The sequence below is a fragment of the Kitasatospora sp. GP30 genome, from assembly GCF_029892145.1.
GTDB classification, from domain to species: Bacteria; Actinomycetota; Actinomycetes; order Streptomycetales; family Streptomycetaceae; genus Kitasatospora; species Kitasatospora acidiphila.
Map to the genome: position 1 here is coordinate 189429 of NZ_JARZAH010000004.1, position 18004 is coordinate 207432.

The 18004-nt window shown below is 71.4% G+C and carries 15 protein-coding genes; 12 read left to right on the plus strand and 3 right to left on the minus strand.

Features of this window, described 5'->3' with window-relative positions:
- Window positions 1-3: 3 nt before the first annotated feature.
- From secF to P3T35_RS08945, 3 genes are all read left to right on the plus strand, one after another.
- Complete coding sequence (gene secF, locus P3T35_RS08935; protein ID WP_101383771.1) at window positions 4-1131, plus strand: protein translocase subunit SecF; 1128 nt, start codon at window positions 4-6, stop codon at window positions 1129-1131.
- A gap of 19 nt (window positions 1132-1150) precedes the next feature.
- Complete coding sequence (locus P3T35_RS08940; protein WP_101383772.1) at window positions 1151-1699, plus strand: adenine phosphoribosyltransferase; 549 nt, start codon at window positions 1151-1153, stop codon at window positions 1697-1699.
- Between the two features lie 134 nt (window positions 1700-1833).
- Window positions 1834-4287 (plus strand): bifunctional (p)ppGpp synthetase/guanosine-3',5'-bis(diphosphate) 3'-pyrophosphohydrolase, encoded by a 2454-nt coding sequence (locus tag P3T35_RS08945; protein WP_280704921.1) that lies wholly within the window; start codon window positions 1834-1836, stop codon window positions 4285-4287.
- An 82-nt stretch (window positions 4288-4369) separates the two neighbouring features.
- Here the strand turns inward: P3T35_RS08945 and P3T35_RS08950 are convergent, their stop codons facing one another.
- Both P3T35_RS08950 and P3T35_RS08955 read right to left on the minus strand, forming a co-directional pair.
- Window positions 4370-5599, minus strand: coding sequence for a DUF349 domain-containing protein (locus P3T35_RS08950; protein ID WP_101383773.1), 1230 nt, complete (start codon window positions 5597-5599; stop codon window positions 4370-4372).
- 225 nt (window positions 5600-5824) lie between these two features.
- Entirely contained in the window at window positions 5825-6601 is a 777-nt protein-coding gene (locus P3T35_RS08955) for a peptidylprolyl isomerase (protein WP_101383774.1), read from the minus strand.
- 296 nt (window positions 6602-6897) lie between these two features.
- Here P3T35_RS08955 and P3T35_RS08960 point away from each other — a divergent pair, with 296 nt between their 5' ends.
- The 7 genes from P3T35_RS08960 (at window position 6898) to rpsD (ending at window position 14599) form a co-directional block, all read left to right on the plus strand.
- A complete protein-coding gene (locus P3T35_RS08960; protein ID WP_101383775.1) occupies window positions 6898-7605 on the plus strand; it encodes an MBL fold metallo-hydrolase in 708 nt (235 codons plus the stop codon).
- Window positions 7606-7616: 11 nt separating this feature from the next.
- Window positions 7617-8879 (plus strand): histidine--tRNA ligase, encoded by a 1263-nt coding sequence (gene hisS, locus P3T35_RS08965; protein ID WP_101383776.1) that lies wholly within the window; start codon window positions 7617-7619, stop codon window positions 8877-8879.
- The gene (gene aspS / locus P3T35_RS08970; protein WP_101383777.1) at window positions 8876-10666 is read left to right on the plus strand and encodes an aspartate--tRNA ligase; all 1791 of its coding nucleotides are present in this window, start codon (window positions 8876-8878) and stop codon (window positions 10664-10666) included. Before hisS ends, aspS begins: the two co-directional genes overlap by 4 nt.
- A 153-nt stretch (window positions 10667-10819) precedes the next feature.
- Window positions 10820-11386 carry a Uma2 family endonuclease gene (locus P3T35_RS08975; protein ID WP_101383778.1) on the plus strand — a complete coding sequence of 189 codons (567 nt, stop codon included), beginning with the start codon at window positions 10820-10822 and terminating at the stop codon, window positions 11384-11386.
- A 78-nt stretch (window positions 11387-11464) separates the two neighbouring features.
- Window positions 11465-12280: a polyphosphate kinase 2 gene (gene ppk2 / locus P3T35_RS08980; RefSeq protein WP_101383779.1), complete on the plus strand. Its 816-nt coding sequence runs from the start codon at window positions 11465-11467 to the stop codon at window positions 12278-12280.
- Between the two features lie 43 nt (window positions 12281-12323).
- Entirely contained in the window at window positions 12324-13673 is a 1350-nt protein-coding gene (locus tag P3T35_RS08985) for a replication-associated recombination protein A (protein WP_101383780.1), read from the plus strand.
- 311 nt (window positions 13674-13984) lie between these two features.
- Window positions 13985-14599 carry a 30S ribosomal protein S4 gene (rpsD, locus tag P3T35_RS08990; RefSeq protein WP_101383781.1) on the plus strand — a complete coding sequence of 205 codons (615 nt, stop codon included), beginning with the start codon at window positions 13985-13987 and terminating at the stop codon, window positions 14597-14599.
- A 150-nt stretch (window positions 14600-14749) separates the two neighbouring features.
- Here the strand turns inward: rpsD and P3T35_RS08995 are convergent, their stop codons facing one another.
- Window positions 14750-16909: a regulator gene (locus P3T35_RS08995; protein WP_180356742.1), complete on the minus strand. Its 2160-nt coding sequence runs from the start codon at window positions 16907-16909 to the stop codon at window positions 14750-14752.
- A gap of 198 nt (window positions 16910-17107) precedes the next feature.
- Here P3T35_RS08995 and P3T35_RS09000 point away from each other — a divergent pair, with 198 nt between their 5' ends.
- Window positions 17108-17584, plus strand: a complete 477-nt coding sequence (locus P3T35_RS09000; protein WP_101383782.1) for a DUF948 domain-containing protein — start codon at window positions 17108-17110, stop codon at window positions 17582-17584.
- Between the two features lie 6 nt (window positions 17585-17590).
- Complete coding sequence (locus P3T35_RS09005) at window positions 17591-18001, plus strand: DUF6167 family protein (RefSeq protein WP_180356743.1); 411 nt, start codon at window positions 17591-17593, stop codon at window positions 17999-18001.
- Window positions 18002-18004 lie beyond the last annotated feature (3 nt).

Consider the following 18004-nt stretch of genomic DNA (forward strand, 5'->3'; position numbering starts at 1 on the left):
GCAATGTCACGCTTCAGCAACCTCGGCCACCGTCTCTACCAGGGCGAGGTCAGCTTCGACTTCGTCGGCCGCCGCAAGCTCTGGTACAGCATCTCCGGGGTCATCGCCCTGGTGGCGATCGTCGGACTGTCGACGGTCGGGCTGCACCTGGGCATCGAGTTCAAGGGCGGCTCGGTCTACACCGTCGCCAAGCCCGGCCTGACGGTCAGCCAGGCGCAGGACGACATCAACAAGATCATCGGTGACTCCACCTCGCAGGTGCAGTCCACCGGTGACGGCAAGATCAGGATCCAGGTCAGCGCCCAGGAGAAGGTGTCCTCGGACGCCGTCGTCAAGCAGCTCTCCAGCGACCTGGACGTGCCGGCCGCCAACATCGACGCCCAGGTGGTCGGCCCGAGCTGGGGCCACGAGATCTCCCAGAAGGCGCTGCTCGGCCTGGTGATCTTCATGGTCCTGGTCACCGCCTACCTGGCGATCGCATTCGAGTGGCGGATGGCGCTGGCCGCACTGGTCGCGCTGATCCACGACCTGGTGATCACCATCGGTGTCTACGCGGTGGTCGGCTTCGAGGTCAGCCCCGGTACCGTGATCGGCTTCCTCACCATCCTCGGTTACTCCCTCTACGACACGGTCGTCGTCTTCGACACCGTGAAGGAGAACACCAAGGACCTCGAGAAGCAGAACAGGCGCACCTACAGCGAGGCGGCCAACGCGGGCCTCAACCAGACCCTGGTCCGCTCGCTCAACACCACCGTGGTGGCCCTGCTGCCGGTGGCGGCGCTGCTCTTCATCGGTGGCGGCCTGCTCGGCGCCGGCACCCTGAACGACATCTCGCTGGCGCTGTTCATCGGCCTGTCGGCCGGTGCCTACTCCTCGATCTGCGTCGCCACCCCGCTGCTGGCGCAGCTCAAGGAGCAGACCCCGCAGATGCGGGCGCTGGCCAAGCGCGTCGCCCAGCGGCGCGCGGCCGACGCCAAGGCGGCCGCCGCGGCCGGCAGCACCGCCGATGCGGTGGAGGAGCAGGCCGACGAGGTGGTCGAGGACAGTGTCGCGGCGGCCGGTATGGTCGGTCAGCGTAACCAGCCGGTCAGCCGGGCCCGTGGCAAGGGCCGGCCGTCCGGCAAGCGCTGAATCGCGAAGAGGAACCTCTGTGACCGACACCGCCGCCCTGGCCGACCTGCTCAACAGCCGGATCAGGGACGTCCACGACTACCCGAAGCCCGGGGTGCTGTTCAAGGACATCGCCCCGCTGCTCGCCGACGCCGAGGCCTTCGGCGCGCTCACCCGGGCGCTGGCGGAGCGGGCCAAGGAGCTCGGGGCGACCAAGGTGGTGGGCCTGGAGGCGCGCGGCTTCGTGCTGGCCGCCCCGGCGGCCTTCGCCGCCGGGCTGGGCTTCGTGCCGATCCGCAAGAAGGGCAAGCTGCCCGGCGAGGTCTTCCAGAAGTCCTACGACCTGGAGTACGGCTCCGCCACCCTCGAAGTGCAGTGCGACGCCTTCGAGCCCGGCGAGCCGGTGCTGGTGGTGGACGACGTGCTCGCCACCGGCGGCACCATCGGCGCCTCGCTGGACCTGGTCCAGCAGGCCGGTGCCCGGCTGGTCGGCGTGGTGGTGCTGATGGAGCTCGGCTTCCTGGACGGGCGCGAGCGGCTCACCCCGCACCTGGGAGGCGCTCCGCTGGACACCCTGGTCACGGTCTGACACACCCGCGTGACCGAGAGCGGCGACCGCGACGAGCGGTCGCCGCTCTCGGCATGTCCGGGCTCGGCCGACCAAACATCGGCGCGGCGCGCTCGGTACCATGAAGGTTCATCCGGTCGTACCGAGGAGTGTCCTTGCCCGACGAGGTTGTGCCCACGGCCGCCGCGCCCACCAGTCAGCCGGCGGGTCAGAAGACCGCGCCGTCCGGCGCCACCCCGGCACGGCCGACGCCCCCTTCCGGGCTGGCCCGCGCGGTCGGACCCGCGCTGCGCCAGGCCTCCACCAGCGGCGGCATGCGCGCCCGGCTGGCCCGCTTCGGCGGCCAGCGCACCGCGACGCACAACCCCGTCCTCGAGCCCCTGTTCCGCACCATCCGGGCCAACGACCCCAAGGCCGACCCGGCCCTGCTGCGCGACATCGAGCGCGCCTACACGGTCGCCGAGCGCTGGCACCGCGGTCAGAAGCGCAAGAGCGGCGACCCGTACATCACGCATCCGCTGGCCGTCGCCACCATCCTGGCCGAGCTGGGCATGGACGCCGCCACCCTGATGGCCGGCCTGCTGCACGACACCGTCGAGGACACCGACTACGGTCTGGAGACGCTGCGCCAGGACTTCGGCGACTCGGTCGCGCTGCTGGTCGACGGCGTCACCAAGCTGGACAAGGTCAAGTTCGGCGAGGCGGCGCAAGCCGAAACGGTTCGCAAGATGGTCGTGGCGATGGCCAAGGACCCCCGGGTCCTGGTGATCAAGCTCGCCGACCGCCTGCACAACATGCGCACCATGCGCTACCTCAAGCGGGAGAAGCAGGAGAAGAAGGCCCGCGAGACCCTGGAGATCTACGCCCCGCTGGCGCACCGGCTGGGCATGAACACCATCAAGTGGGAGCTGGAGGACCTGGCCTTCGCCATCCTCTACCCCAAGATGTACGACGAGATCGTCCGGCTCGTCGCCGAGCGCGCCCCCAAGCGCGACGAGTACCTGGCCACCGTGATCGACCAGGTGCAGGGCGACCTGCGCGGTGCCCGGATCTCCGCCTCGGTCACCGGCCGGCCGAAGCACTACTACTCGGTCTACCAGAAGATGATCGTCCGCGGTCGCGACTTCGCCGAGATCTACGACCTGGTGGGCATCCGGGTCCTGGTCGACACGGTCCGCGACTGCTACGCGGCGCTCGGCACCATCCACGCGCGGTGGAACCCGGTCCCCGGCCGGTTCAAGGACTACATCGCGATGCCCAAGTTCAACATGTACCAGTCGCTGCACACCACGGTGATCGGTCCCGGGGGCAAGCCCGTCGAGCTGCAGATCCGCACCTTCGACATGCACCGCCGCGCCGAGTACGGCATCGCCGCGCACTGGAAGTACAAGCAGCGCGCGGTGGCCGGCGCCTCCAAGGTCCGCACCGACACCCCGAACCAGGTGCGCAAGGAGGACAAGGCCGGCGCGGTCAACGAGATGGCCTGGCTGCGCCAGCTGCTCGACTGGCAGAAGGAGACCGAGGACCCGAGCGAGTTCCTGGAGTCGCTGCGCTTCGACCTGTCCAACAACGAGGTCTTCGTCTTCACCCCCAAGGGCGACGTGATAGCCCTGCCCGCCGGGGCCACCCCGGTGGACTTCGCGTTCGCGGTGCACACCGAGGTCGGCTACCGCTGCATAGGGGCCAGGGTCAACGGCCGCCTGGTGCCGCTGGAATCCACCCTGGAGAACGGCGACGCCGTCGAGGTCTTCACCTCCAAGGCCGAGGGCGCCGGACCGTCCCGCGACTGGCTCACCTTCGTCAAGTCCCCCCGGGCCCGCAACAAGATCAAGGCCTGGTTCTCCAAGGAGCGCCGCGAGGAGGCGATCGAGCAGGGCAAGGAGTCCATCGCCCGGGCGATGCGCAAGCAGAACCTGCCGATCCAGCGGATCCTCACCGGCGACTCGCTGGTCACCCTGGCGCACGAGATGCGCTACCCGGACATCTCCTCGCTCTACGCGGCGATCGGCGAGGGCCATGTCTCCGCCCAGTCGATCGTGCAGAAGCTGGTCCAGGCGCTCGGCGGCGAGGAGGGCGCCACCGAGGAGTTCGCCGAGACCGCCACCGTGCCCAGCCACGACGGCCGGGCCCAGCGCCGCCGCCGGGCCAAGGGCGACCCCGGGATCATCGTCAAGGGCGTCGACGACGTCTGGGTCAAGCTGTCCCGCTGCTGCACCCCGGTGCCGGGCGACCCGATCGTCGGCTTCGTCACCCGCGGCAACGGCGTCTCGGTGCACCGCGCCGACTGCGTCAACGTGGACTCGCTGACCCAGCAGCCGGAGCGGATGATCGAGGTCGAGTGGGCGCCCACCCAGTCGTCGGTCTTCCTGGTGGCCATCCAGGTCGAGGCGCTGGACCGCTCCCGGCTGCTCTCCGACGTCACCCGGGTGCTCTCCGACCAGCACGTCAACATCCTGTCGGCGGCCGTGCAGACCTCCCGGGACCGGGTGGCGATGAGCCGCTTCACCTTCGAGATGGGCGACCCCAAGCACCTGGGGCACGTGCTCAAGGCGGTGCGCGGCGTCGAGGGCGTCTACGACGTCTACCGGGTCACCTCGGCCCGCAAGTAGCGACCGCACGAGCGACTGGTGACCGCATGACGAGAGGGGCCCCGCCGCGGCGGGGCCCCTCTCGTCAACCGCTGACGCGACGTCAGTCGCTGAACTCCTGCAGGCTCTTGAGCGCCTGGTCCAGCAGCGCCTGACGGCCCGCCAGCTCACCCTCCAGCTTGGCGACCTTGCCGGCGTTGCCCGCGGCGCGGGCCTTGTCCAGCTCGCCCTGCAGCTTGTCCACGGCCGCCTGCAGCAGGCTGGTCATGCCGGTGGCCCGCGCCCTGGCCTCCGGGTTGGAGCGCTGCCACTCGGCGTCCTCGGCCTCGCGGACGGCCCGCTCCACCACGTTCAGCCGGCCGTCCAGCTTCGGCTTGGCGTCGCGCGGCACATGGCCGATCGCCTCCCAGCGCTCGCTGACGTCACGCAGCGCCGTCTTGGCCGCCTTGAGGTCGGTGATCGGCAGGATCGCCTCCGCCTCGGCCGCCAGCGCCTCCTTGAGCTTCTGGTTGGCCGACTGCTCGGCGTCCCGCTCGGTGAACACCGCCGAGCGGGCCTGGAAGAAGACGTCCTGGGCGCCGCGGAACCGCGCCCACAGCTCGTCCTCGGCGTCCCGCTGGGCGCGCCCGGCAGCCTTCCACTGCGCCATCAGGTCGCGGTAGCGGGCCGCGGTGTCGCCCCAGTCGGTGGAGTCCGAGAGCGCCTCGGCCTCGGCGACCAGCCGCTCCTTGACCTGCCGGGCCTGCTCCCGCTCCGAGTCCAGCTGCGCGAAGTGCGCCTTGCGGTGCTTGGAGAAGACCGAGCGGGCGTGCGAGAAGCGGTGCCACAGCTCGTCGTCACTCTTGCGGTCCAGCCGGGGCAGGCCCTTCCAGGTGTCCACCAGGGCGCGCAGCCGGTCGCCGGCCTCGCGCCACTGGGTGGACTCGGCGAGTTGCTCGGCCTCGGCGACCAGCGCCTCCTTGGCCACCCGGGTCTCGTCGGCGGCCTTGGCCCGGGCCGCCTTGCGCTCCACCTGGCGGGACTCGATCTCGCCGGCCAGCGTGTCCAGCCGCTTGGCGAGCGCGTCCAGGTCACCGACCGCGTGGTGCTCGGCCACCTGGGAACGCAGGTGGTCCAGGGCGGTCAGGGCCTCCTTGGCGGCCAGGTCCGTCTTGCGGACCCGGTGCTCCAGCAGGCCGATCTCGGCGGACAGGCCCTGGTACTTGCGCTCGAAGTAGGCGAGAGCCTCCTCGGGGGAGCCTGCCTGCCAGGAGCCGACGACGCGTTCGCCCTCGGCCGTCCTGACGTAGACGGTCCCCTGCTCGTCGACACGGCCCCACGGGTCGCTGCTCACAGCGCCTCCTCCACATGACGTCCCGCCACCGCCTGGGGTGCGGGTCCGTCGTCCACAGTTGAATGTGCGGCGGACCGATGGTCCGCCGTTCCTGCCCGCCCTGAGTGCTTGCGGTGCTGCCGCGGGTGGCGGCAAGCGGGTCAGGGAACCCTATACAACAGCAACATAGGCGACCAGGCCCGGTGCTGTCCGCATCCGGGCCGGGTCGATTTCCCGCCGCCGGTCTCAGCTCTTGGTGGTGGTCACCGTGTTGAAGACCACGGTCTGGTTGGGCGAGCCGTCGCCCGGGCCGTTGGCGTCGTTCTCTCCGGCACCGGCGATCTTGTTCAGCAGGTCCAGGCCGCCGGTGATCTTGCCGAACGGGGTGTAGTTCGGCGGCAGCTGGGTGTCCTTGTAGACCAGGAAGAACTGGCTGCCGTTGGTGTTCGGGCCGGAGTTGGCCATCGCCACGGTGCCCGCCGGGTAGGTGGCGCCGGTCAGGTTCTCGTCGGTGAACTTGTAGCCCGGGCTGCCGGAGCCGCTCGCGGTCGGGTCGCCGCACTGCAGCACGTAGATGCCCTGGGTGGTGAGCCGGTGGCACTTGGTGTGGTCGAAGTAGTTCTGCCCGGCCAGGAAGACGAACGAGTTGACCGTGTGCGGGGCCTTGGACGCGTCCATGGTGAAGGTGACCGCGCCGCAGTTGGTGTCCAGGGAGGCGGTGTAGGTCGCCTTCTGGTCGATGTTCATGGTCGGCTCGGTCGACCACTGCTTGTTGTTCGGCGCGCCGGGCGCCGGGTTGGTGCAGCCCTTGACGGCGGCGGGCGCTGCGGAGGGCTTCTTCGGGTCCGACGAGAAGGCGCCGGAGGCCGCCAGGCTGGCGCCGGCGATCACCACCACGGCCACCGAGCCGGCGATGATGGCGTTGCGGCGCTTGGTCGCGGCCGCGGCCGCGGCCCGGCTCTCCTGCTGCCGCTCGTACTTCTCGCGGGCGAGCTGCCGCCGCCGCTGTTCGCTGGTGACCACCGAGCCGTCTCTCCTAGGGGATGCCGTGCTGCACGGGAAGTGTGGATGTGTCGGGCGGATCATCGCATCCACCAGCCGCCAAGTGTAGGGACCCGAAGGCTAAGAACCCCGTGAGAAGCGCGCAGCGCCGCCCACGAACCACCACCTCGGTGCCTTCGGAGCACCGCCTTCGCGGCGCGGCGCCAATCCGGTTCGCAACGGGCGCCTTACCGCCGGTAGGCTGCGGTGACGGAGTTTCCGCCCCCTAGCCCGCCCCCAGCCTCCGGCCGGGGGGACCCCACGACCTGAGGACAGCCGTGTTGATCGCCGGATTCCCCGCCGGAGCCTGGGGCACCAACTGCTACCTGGTGGCGCCCGCGGCGGGCGAGGAGTGCGTGATCGTCGACCCGGGGCACCAGGCGGCGGCCGGCGTCGAGGACATGATCCGCGAGTACCGGCTGAAGCCCGTCGCCGTGGTCCTCACCCACGGGCACATCGACCACGTGGCCTCGGTGGTCCCGGTCTGCGACGCCAAGGGCGTGCCGGCCTACATCCACCCCGACGACCGGTACATGCTCACCGATCCGGAGAAGGCGCTCGGCCGCTCCATCGGGATGCCGCTGATGGGCGAGCTGACCATCGGTGAGCCGGACGACCTGCGGCTGCTCGGCGACGGCACCGAACTGGAGCTGGCCGGGCTGAAGTTCACCGTCGACCATGCGCCCGGCCATACCAAGGGGTCGGTGACGTTCCGGACGCCCACGACCGTAGAGGTCCCGCCGGTCCTCTTCTCGGGCGACCTGCTGTTCGCCGGCTCCATCGGGCGCACGGACCTCCCGGGCGGCAGCCTGACCGACATCATGCGGTCGCTGGCCCGGGTCTGCCTGCCCCTCGACGACTCGACCGTGGTGCTGTCCGGCCACGGCGCCCAGACCACCATCGGCCGCGAGCGCGCCACCAACCCCTACCTCAGGCAGGCAGCGGAGGCGGCGCCGCCGTCCGCGGCCCCGCGACGAGGAATGTGACGGAAAAGACGTTGAGCACCTTCACCGCCCCCAAGGGCACCTACGACCTGCTGCCGCCCGAGTCGGCGACCTTCCTGGCGGTCCGTCAGGCGCTGGCTGCCCCGCTGCGCCGGGCCGGCTACGGCTACATCGAGACCCCGGTCTTCGAGGACCTGAAGCTCTTCTCCCGCGGCGTCGGCGAGTCCACCGACATCGTCACCAAGGAGATGTTCACCCTCACCAAGCGCGGCAAGGAGGAGCTGGCGCTGCGCCCCGAAGGCACCGCCTCGGTGGTCCGCGCGGTGCTCCAGGGCAACCTGCACAAGGCCGGCAACCTGCCGGTCAAGGCGTGGTACTCGGGCAACTTCTACCGTTACGAGCGCCCGCAGAAGGGCCGCTACCGGCAGTTCTCCCAGGTCGGGGCCGAGGCGCTGGGCGCCGAGGACCCGGCGCTGGACGCCGAGCTGATCATCCTGGCCGACGACGCGTTCAAGGCGCTGGGCCTGTCCGACTACCGGCTGCTGATCAACAGCCTGGGCGACAAGCAGTGCCGCCCGGTCTACCGGGCCGCGCTGCAGGAGTTCCTGCGCGGCCTCGACCTGGACGAGGACACCCGCAACCGCGCCGAGATCAACCCGCTGCGGGTGCTGGACGACAAGCGCGAGGCCGTGCAGGCCCAGCTGACCGGCGCCCCGCTGCTGCGCGACTTCCTGTGCGAGGACTGCAAGGCCTACGACGAGCAGGTCCGCTCGCTGCTGACCGCCGCCGGGGTGGCCTTCACCGACGACCCCAAGCTGGTCCGCGGCCTGGACTACTACACCCGCACCACCTTCGAGTTCGTGCACAACGGCCTCGGCGCGCAGTCCGCGATCGGTGGCGGCGGCCGCTATGACGGTCTGTCGGAGATGCTCGGCGGCCCGGCCCTGCCGTCGGTCGGCTGGGGCCTGGGAGTGGACCGGATCTACCTGGCCCTGGAGGCCGAGGGGATCACCCTGGACGTGCCCCCCGCCACCTCGGTCTACGCCGTGGCGCTCGGCGAGGAGGCCAAGAACCTGCTCTTCGCCAAGGTGACCGAGCTGCGCCGGGCCGGCGTCGCCACCGACCTGGCCTTCGGCGTCAAGGGCATCAAGAACGCCATGAAGTCCGCCGACCGCTCCGGCGCCCGGTTCGCCCTGATCGCGGGCGACCGCGACCTCGCCGAGGGCGTCGTGCAGTTGAAGGACCTGACCACCGGCGAGCAGACCGCCGTCGCACTCGAAGCACTCGTCACCACCCTGAAGGAGAAGCAGCTGTGATCCGCACGCACGACGCGGGCACCCTCCGCGCGGAGCACGCCGGAGCGACCGTCACCCTGGCCGGCTGGGTCGCCCGCCGCCGCGACCACGGCGGGGTGGCCTTCATCGACCTGCGCGATGCCTCCGGCACCGTGCAGGTCGTGGTCCGCGACCTCGACTCGGTGCACGGCCTGCGCGCCGAGTACTGCGTCAAGGTGGTCGGCGACGTCCGGGTCCGCCCCGAGGGCAACGAGAACCCGGAGATCCCGACCGGCGCCGTCGAGGTCGTGGTCAGCGAGATCGAGGTGCTCTCCGAGGCCGCGCCGCTGCCGTTCCAGGTCGCCGAGTACGAGCCGGGCACCGTCAACGAGGAGGTCCGGCTCCGCTACCGCTACCTGGACCTGCGCCGCGAGGGCCCGGCCAAGGCGCTGCGGCTGCGCTCCAAGGTCAACAACATCATCCGCCGGGTGATGGAGGAGAACGACTTCCTCGACATCGAGACGCCGTACCTCACCCGCTCCACCCCCGAGGGCGCCCGCGACTTCCTGGTCCCGGTCCGCCTGCAGCCCGGCTCCTGGTACGCGCTGCCGCAGTCGCCCCAGCTGTTCAAGCAGCTGCTGATGGTGGCCGGCATGGAGCGCTACTACCAGATCGCCCGCTGCTTCCGCGACGAGGACTTCCGCGCCGACCGGCAGCCGGAGTTCACCCAGCTGGACATCGAGGCCTCGTTCGTCGACCAGGAGGACATCCTGGCCCTCGGCGAGAAGATCGTCGGTTCCATCTGGCGCGAGGTGCACGGCTACGAGCTCCCCAACCCGCTGCCGCGCCTGAGCTACGCCGACGCGATGTCCCGCTACGGCTCCGACAAGCCGGACGTCCGGTTCGGCCAGGAACTCACCGACCTCACCGAGTACTTCAAGGGCACCTCGTTCCGGGTCTTCCAGGCTCCGTACGTCGGCGCCGTGGTGATGCCGGGCGGCGCCTCGCAGCCGCGCAAGCAGCTGGACGCCTGGCAGGACTGGGCCAAGGCGCGCGGCGCCAAGGGCCTGGCCTACGTGCTGATCGACGCCGAGACCGGCGAGCTGCGCGGCCCGGTCGCCAAGAACCTCTCCGAGGAGCACCTGGCCGGCCTGGCCGCCGCCGCGGGCGCCAAGAACGGTGACGCGATCTTCTTCGCGGCCGGCAAGCGCACCGCCTCCCAGGAGCTGCTGGGCGCTGCCCGCCTGGAGATCGGCCGCCGCTGCGACCTGATCGACGAGTCGCAGTGGGCCTTCCTCTGGGTGGTCGACTTCCCGATGTTCGAGCCGATCGAGGACGAGAAGGGCGAGTTCCAGGGCTGGCACGCGGTGCACCACCCGTTCACCGCGCCCACCGCCGAGTCGCTGGCCACCTTCGACACCGACCCGGGCAGCGCCCTGTCCAACGCCTACGACCTGGTGCTCAACGGTTCGGAGCTGGGCGGTGGTTCGATCCGCATCCACCAGCGCGAGGTGCAGAAGCGGGCGTTCGACGCGATCGGCCTCTCCGAGGAGGAGGCGGCCTCGCAGTTCGGCTTCCTGCTGGACGCCTTCAACTACGGCCCGCCGCCGCACGGCGGTGTCGCCTTCGGCCTGGACCGGATCGTCACGCTGCTCGGCGGCTACGACACCATCCGCGACGTCATCGCCTTCCCGAAGACGTCCACCGGCGGTGACCCGCTGACCGGCGCGCCGACCCCGATCACGGCCGCCCAGCGCAAGGAGGCCGGCGTCGACGCCCAGCCGAAGGCGGTCGCCGCCGAGGCCAAGGCGGCCGGCGCCGAGGGCTGATCCGCGTTCGCTCGATCCACTGCTGGTGATGACCCGTCCGACTGTGACGGGTCATCACCAGTTGTCGTTGTCCAGGTGGCACTGTGAGCCGGCACGCCTCGGGCCCCGTCCAAGGGACAACGCGGGCAGGTCCTCGGAGGAGGTGACGGCACCGTGAGCGTTGCGGCCGTCGAGCAGCACTGCGGGCCCTGGACGCTGGACGACGTCCTGGCACTGCCCGAGGACTCCCACCACCGGGTCGAGCTGGTCGGGGGGTCGTTGCTGATGAGCCCGAACCCCGGTGTTCCGCACCAGCGCACCAGTTCGCGCCTTTCGGCTCTTCTGGACGCCGCCATCAGCGCTGCCGGCGCCCCCTTCGAGGTGCTGGAGGCGGTCAACGTCGTCATCCCCGACGGCCTGCTCATCCCCGACCTGGTCATCGCCGATGCCGCTGCGGCCGGCAAGGCCGGAACCACGCTGAGTGCGCACGACGTCGCGGTGGCCATCGAGATCGCCTCGCCGTCCACCCGGGTCACCGACAAGCGGCTCAAGCCCTCGCTGTACGCCGCCGCCGGCATCCCCCACTACTGGCGGGTCGAGCTCGATCCCGCGCCGCGCCTCCACCTGGGGCGGCTGGAGCTCGGTGCCTACCGCGACCGCCTGGTCCAGGTCGGCGAGAGCACCGGCTTGGCCGACCCGTTCCCGCTGGACCTCGACCCCGCGAGGCTGCTGCGGGGCTGAGCGGGCAGCCAACAGGCGGGGGCCGATGATCCGCCTTAACCTGAGGGATCATCAGCACCGGTTCCCTGGAGACGCCACGTGAGCGAAGCCCCCGCCCAGCGGCCCCGCCTCCCCAGGAAGCTCTACGAGCGCGAACTGCTGCATCTCCAGGAGGAGTTGGTGAAGCTCCAGGAGTGGGTGCGGGCCGAGGGGGTGCGGCTGGTGGTGGTCTTCGAGGGGCGGGACGCGGCCGGCAAGGGCGGGGTGATCAAACGGGTCACCCAGTACCTCAACCCCCGGGTGGCCCGGATCGTGGCGCTACCCGCGCCGACCGAGCGGCAGCGCGGGCAGTGGTACTTCCAGCGGTACGTGGAGCAGTTGCCGGCCGCCGGGGAGATCGTGCTGCTCGACCGCAGCTGGTACAACCGTGCCGGCGTCGAACGGGTGATGGGCTTCTGCAGCGACGAGGAGTACTGGCAGTTCCTGCACCAGTGCCCGATCTTCGAGCTGATGCTCATCGAGGCCGGCATCGAGCTGCGCAAGTACTGGTTCTCGGTCAGCGACACCGAGCAGGAGCGCCGCTTCCACTCCCGACTGAACGACCCGATGCGCCGCTGGAAGCTCTCCCCGATGGACACCGAGTCGATCAACCACTGGGAGGACTACTCCCGGGCCAAGGACACCATGTTCATCCACACCGACACCCCCCGCTCACGCTGGTACGTGGTGGACAGCGACGACAAGCGGCGGGCCCGGATCAACATGATCTCCCACCTGCTCTCCACCCTGCCTTACCGCGACCTCACCAAGCCCCCCGTCGCCCTGCCGCCCCGCCCGGCCCCCACCGGCTACCAGCGCCCGCCCCGCGACCTGCAGACCTACGTTCCGGACCACGCCGCCGAGCTGGAGCGGTAGCCGAGCGCCCGGGCCTGTCGGCGGCGCGCATTAGGGTGGCGGGGTGGACGAACCGGACCTCTTCACCGCCGCCGCCGAGCAGCACCAGGCCGCCGAGCCGGGCCGGGCGCCGCTGGCCGTGCGGATGCGGCCGCAGACCCTGGACGAGGTGGCGGGCCAGCGCCAGCTGCTCAAGGACGGCTCACCGCTGCGGCGCCTGGTGGCCGGCGCCAAGGGCCCGGCGGCGACCAGCTCGGTGATCCTCTGGGGCCCGCCCGGCACCGGCAAGACCACCCTGGCGCATGTGATCAGCCAGGCCGTCGAGGGCCGGTTCGTCGAGCTCTCCGCGATCACCGCCGGGGTCAAGGAGGTCCGGGCGGTGATCGAGGGCGCCCGCCGGGCGGTCGGGATGAGCGGCAAGGAGACGGTGCTCTTCCTGGACGAGATCCACCGCTTCTCCAAGGCCCAGCAGGACTCGCTGCTGCCCGCCGTGGAGAACCGCTGGGTCACCCTGATCGCCGCCACCACCGAGAACCCCTACTTCTCGGTGATCTCCCCGCTGCTCTCCCGCTCGCTGCTGCTCACCCTTCAGTCGCTCACCGATGACGACATCCGGGCCCTGCTGCGCCGCGCGGTGGCCGACGAGCGCGGCCTCGACGGCTCGGTGGCGCTGGGGCAGGAGGCCGAGGACCACTTGGTGCGCCTGGCCGGCGGTGACGCCCGGCGGGCCCTGACCACGCTGGAGGCGGCGGCCGGCGCCGCGCTGGAGCAGGGCCTGGCCGAGATCACCCTCGCGGTCACCGAGACCGCCGTCAACCAGGCCGCGGTCCGCTACGACAAGGACGGCGACCAGCACTACGACGTGGCCAGCGCGCTGATCAAGTCGATCCGCGGCAGCGATGTGGACGCCACCCTGCACTACCTGGCCCGGATGGTCGAGGCGGGGGAGGACCCGCGGTTCATCGCCCGCCGGCTGATGATCTCGGCGAGTGAGGACATCGGTCTGGCCGACCCCACCGCGCTGCCCACCGCGGTGGCGGCCGCCCAGGCAGTGGCCATGATCGGCTTTCCGGAGGCCCGGATCATCCTGGCCCAGGCGGCCATCGCGCTGGCCCTGGCCCCCAAGTCCAACGCCGCCTACCTGGCCATCGACAGTGCCCTGGCCGATGTGCGGCAGGGCCTGGCGGGCCCGGTCCCGCCGCATCTGCGGGACGCGCACTACGGTGGCGCCGGCAAGCTCGGCCACGGCAAGGGCTACCAGTACCCGCACGACCTGCCCGGCTCGATCGCCGCCCAGCAGTACGCCCCCGACACGGTGCACGGCAAGGCCTACTACCACCCGACCAGGAACGGTGGCGAGGCCCGCTACGCGGACGTCGTGGAGTGGACCAGGGGCAAGCTGAAGGGGGAGTGACCGTCCGGTCCGACGGGTGATCGACCACCGGGTATACTCGCTCGAAGTGCCATGTCCCGGGTCCGGCGGCCATCGTGTCGACCGGCCGCACCAGCGGGGCAGTGGCCAGTGGCTCCGTCCGCGGGGCCACCAGGAGCGTCGCGCACCGTTTTCGGTGTCACGTACCACCCAGTGGTACGTGTGCAAGCACATTGTGCCCGGCCCCGGAGGCGGCTGACCATCCCCGGATGGTTTTCTCCGGGCCGCGAGAGGCGACCTCCGTCAACACCTGGTGACAGCCGTATTCACAGAACGAAAGAGGTTCCGGTTCCATGGCGAACCAGAAGCGCCCGAAGGTCAAGATCGCTCGCGCTCTTGGCGTTCCGCTGACCCCGAAGTCCGTCAAGTACTTCGAGGCCCGCCCGTACCCGCCCGGCCAGCACGGCCGTGGCCGCAAGCAGAACTCGGACTACAAGGTCCGTCTGCTCGAGAAGCAGCGTCTGCGCGCCCAGTACGACCTGAGCGAGAAGCAGATGGCCCGCGCCTTCGACCGTGCCCGCAAGGCCGAGGGCAAGACCGGTGAGGTCCTGGTTGCCGAGCTCGAGACCCGTCTCGACGCTCTGGTGCTGCGTTCGGGCATCGCCCGGACCATCTACCAGGCCCGCCAGATGGTCGTGCACGGCCACATCCAGGTCAACGGCAGCAAGGTCAACAAGCCGTCGTTCCAGATGAAGCCGGGCTACGTCGTCACGGTCAAGGACAAGTCCAAGGAGAAGGTCCCGTTCCAGGTCGCCCGTGAGGGTGGCTACGCGGGTGAGGGCCAGACCCCGAAGTACCTCGAGGTCAACCTCAAGGCCCTGGCCTTCCGCCTGGACCGCCTGCCGCAGCGTCGTGAGGTCCCCGTGATCTGCGACGAGCAGCTGGTCGTCGAGTACTACTCGCGTTGATCCGCGGGTAGCGCCCTTCGCGCCACGGACCCCTGTCGCCTTCGGACGGCGGGGGTCCGCCGCTTTTGTCGAGGCTTGGTGCCGGTGCGCTCTTGGTCGGGCTTGCTGCTGGTGCTTTGGCGCTCAGCCTTGGTGCCGGCGCCTCGGTGCTCAGGCCTGGTGCCGGCCCAGCCCGCTCACCCGGTCGAGCAGCACGCAGTCCGACTCGCTGTCGCCGTCGCCGTCCGGCTCGGTCGGCAGCTCCGCGGCCCGGTCCAGCGCCCGGTGCACCGCCTGCGCCAGCTCCAGCCGGGCACCGCGCTCGAACGCCGCGCCGAACTCCTGCTCGCTCAGCCCCGCCCGGGCCCGCCGCGCACACTCGTGGTGCGGGGCGTTGAAGTCCGCCGAACCGAACAGCGGCACCCCCACCGCCTGCCAGATCCGGTGCGCCGCGCCTTGCAGCACCCGGGCCTCCGCCAGCTCGCCGCGGTCCGCCTCCAGCAGCGCCAGCAGCTCCAGGCCGAGCACCAGCCCGACCAGGTCGCGGAAGCCGTAGTGCAGCCGGACGCTCTCCCGGGCGAAGGCCCGCGCCTGCCGGGCCTCGCCGACCAGCCACTGCGAGTAGGCCCGCGCATAGAGGCCGTAGGCGTAGGCCCACTGCTCGCCGTGCTCCTCGCAGATCTCCCGGACCCGGGCCATGTACTCCTCGCCCTCGGTCACCCGGCCCTGGAAGAGCTGCGCCAGGCCCAGTTCGAACATCGCCATCAGCACATTGCTGTTCAGCTCGCCGGCCGTCTCGTAATGCCGCAGCGCCTGCTCGAACAGCTCCGCGGCGCGGGCCGGTTCGTCGCCGATCAGCGCCGAGCAGCCGAGCCGGTGCAGCGCATAGGCCAGCGCCCGGTCGTCGCCGGTGGCCAGCGCCTGGCGGCGGCACTCCTGGAGTAGCGGCTCCGCGCGGGCCCGGTCGCCCTGCAGGGTGGCGGTGTAGCCGGTCACCCAGAGCGCCTTGGCCCGGGCCGCGGTGGGCGCCCGGTCCAGGGCCAGCGCCCGTTCCAGCCAGTGCCGGCCCTCGCCGAGGTGCCCGCAGCCCACCCAGAAGTACCAGAGGGTGCCGGCCAGCAGCAGCGCCACCTGCTCCTCGCCCGGCTCGCCCAGGCAGAACTCCAGCGCGGCCCGCAGGTTGCCGTGCGCCAGCGCGGTGCGCTCGGCGGTCTCCGCCTGGCGCGGCCCGAACCACTCCAGCTCGCCCCAGGAGGCCAGCCCCAGGTACCAGTCGCGGTGTCTGCGGCGCAGCCCGTACTCGGCGCCGCTGCCGCGCAGCCAGCCGGCGCCGTAGTCGCGCAGGGTGTCCAGCAGCCGGTAGCGGACCGCGCCCGCGTGCTCTTCGCGGAGCAGCACCGACTTGGCGACCAGTTCGTGGAGCAGGTCGGCCACCTCGTCGGCCTCGATCCCGTCGCCTGAGCAGATGTGCCCGGCCGCCTCCAGGTCGAAGGAGCCGGCGAAGACCGAGAGCCGGGCCCAGAGCAAACGTTCCTGCATGGTGCAGAGCTCATGGCTCCAACCGATCGCGGTGCGCAGCGCCCGGTGCCGCGGCAGCGCGCCGCGATCCCCGTCGGTCAGCAGCTCGAACCGGTCGTCCAGGCGCAGCGCGATCTGCCGCACCGAGAGCGAGCGCAGCCGGCCCGCCGCCAGCTCCAGCGCCAGCGGGATGCCGTCCAGGCGCCGGCAGAGCGCGCCCACCTCGGCCCGCTGCCGTTCGCCGCGCGGCTCGAAGCCGGGCAGCACCGCCGCCGCCCGGTCGCAGAACAGCCGCACCGCCGCCGGCAGCGCCCCCGGCGGCGCGGTCACCGGCAGCGGCACCACCGGCAGCAGGTGCTCGCCGCCGATCCGCAGCGCCTCCCGGCTGGTCGCCAGCACCCGCAGCCCCGGCAGTGCCCGCAGCAGCGTGCCCGCCAACTCCGCGCAGGCCGCCACCAGATGCTCGCAGCCGTCCAGCACCAGCAGCAGCCGCCGCCCGTCCAGCTGCTCCACCAGCACCTCCAGCGGCGGGCGGGCGGTGCCGTCGGTCAGCCCCAGCGCCTCCAGCACCGCGTGGCCCAGCAGCAGCGGATCCTGCAGCTCGCCGATCTCCACCAGATAGGCGTCCTCGGCCGCGGTGGCCGCCGCGCGCAGCGCCAGCCTGGTCTTGCCGACGCCGCCGGGACCGGTCACGGTGACCAGCCGTGGGCCGGTCAACAGCGCTGCCAGGGCGGCCAGTTCGGCGTGCCGTCCGATGAAGCTGGTCAGTTCCGCGGGCAGGTTCCCACGCCGCAGCGTGCTCTGCTGTGCCACCGGCCCTCCAAGTGTGCTGGGCCCGCCGTCCGGTGCCCCGGGCGGCCCAACGAGGTGACCGGCCGGTAGGTTACGCCGCCCGAGCTGGGCCCAAGGGGCCCCGCCGGCGCCCCTCACCTCAATAAACGAACACCGTCGGTCGGGAGTCGGGGCGCGGGCGCGATAGGGTTTCCATCTGAGGAGTGAAGGGAGCGCGCGGTGTCCGTCTCAGAGCTGGCCGGGCTGCTGGTGGCCGTCGGCTGGGTCGTCCTGGTGACGCTGCTGGCCGTGGTGCTGGTGCGCCTGTCCAAGGTGCTCCGCGAGGCCGCGGTGCTGGTCAGCGCCGTCACCGAGCAGGCGGTCCCGCTGCTGCACGACGCCGCCGACGCGGTGCACAGCGCCCAGGAGCAGCTCATCCGGGTCGACGACATCACCGCCAATGTGCAGGACGCCGCCGCCAACGCCAATGCGCTCTCCTCCACCGTCGCCGCCACCCTGGGTGGCCCGCTGGTGAAGATGGCCGCCTTCAGCTACGGCGTCCGCAAGGCCGTCAGCCGGCAGCAGGCCGGTCTGACGCTGCCTCAACAGGGCTCGGAGCGCGAGGAGTTGGCCCGGCTGATCCGCGCCGAGGTGAAGGCCGCCACGGCCCCCAAGCGCGGGCTGCTGAGCCGGGTCCGCCGAGCGGTGAAGGGCTGACACACCGTGGTACGACGCATCTTCTGGATGACGGTCGGCGCCGGCGCCGCCGTCTGGGCCATGAACAAGGCCAACGAGGCCGCCCACCGGCTCACCCCTGACAGCCTGTCGGGCACCGCCGCGCGCGGCGCCCTGCAGCTCGGCGACGCCGCCCGCCGGTTCGCCCAGGACGTGCGCGCCGGCATGGCCGAGCGCGAGGACCAGCTGCGGGCCGACCTCGGCCTGGAGGGCACCGCGGTGGTGGAGTCGCCGCGCCGAGCGGCCGAGAACACCCGCCGGCCGATCGCGGGCCGAGCTATCAAGGCGGCCCCAGGCTCGCCTGCGGCCGCCCTGCCTCCGTCGCGTACCACCCCCACCCCCCAGATCATCGCGTCAACGCCCCGCCAGCTGGAACAGCGCCGGGGCCAGCACCCTTAACCG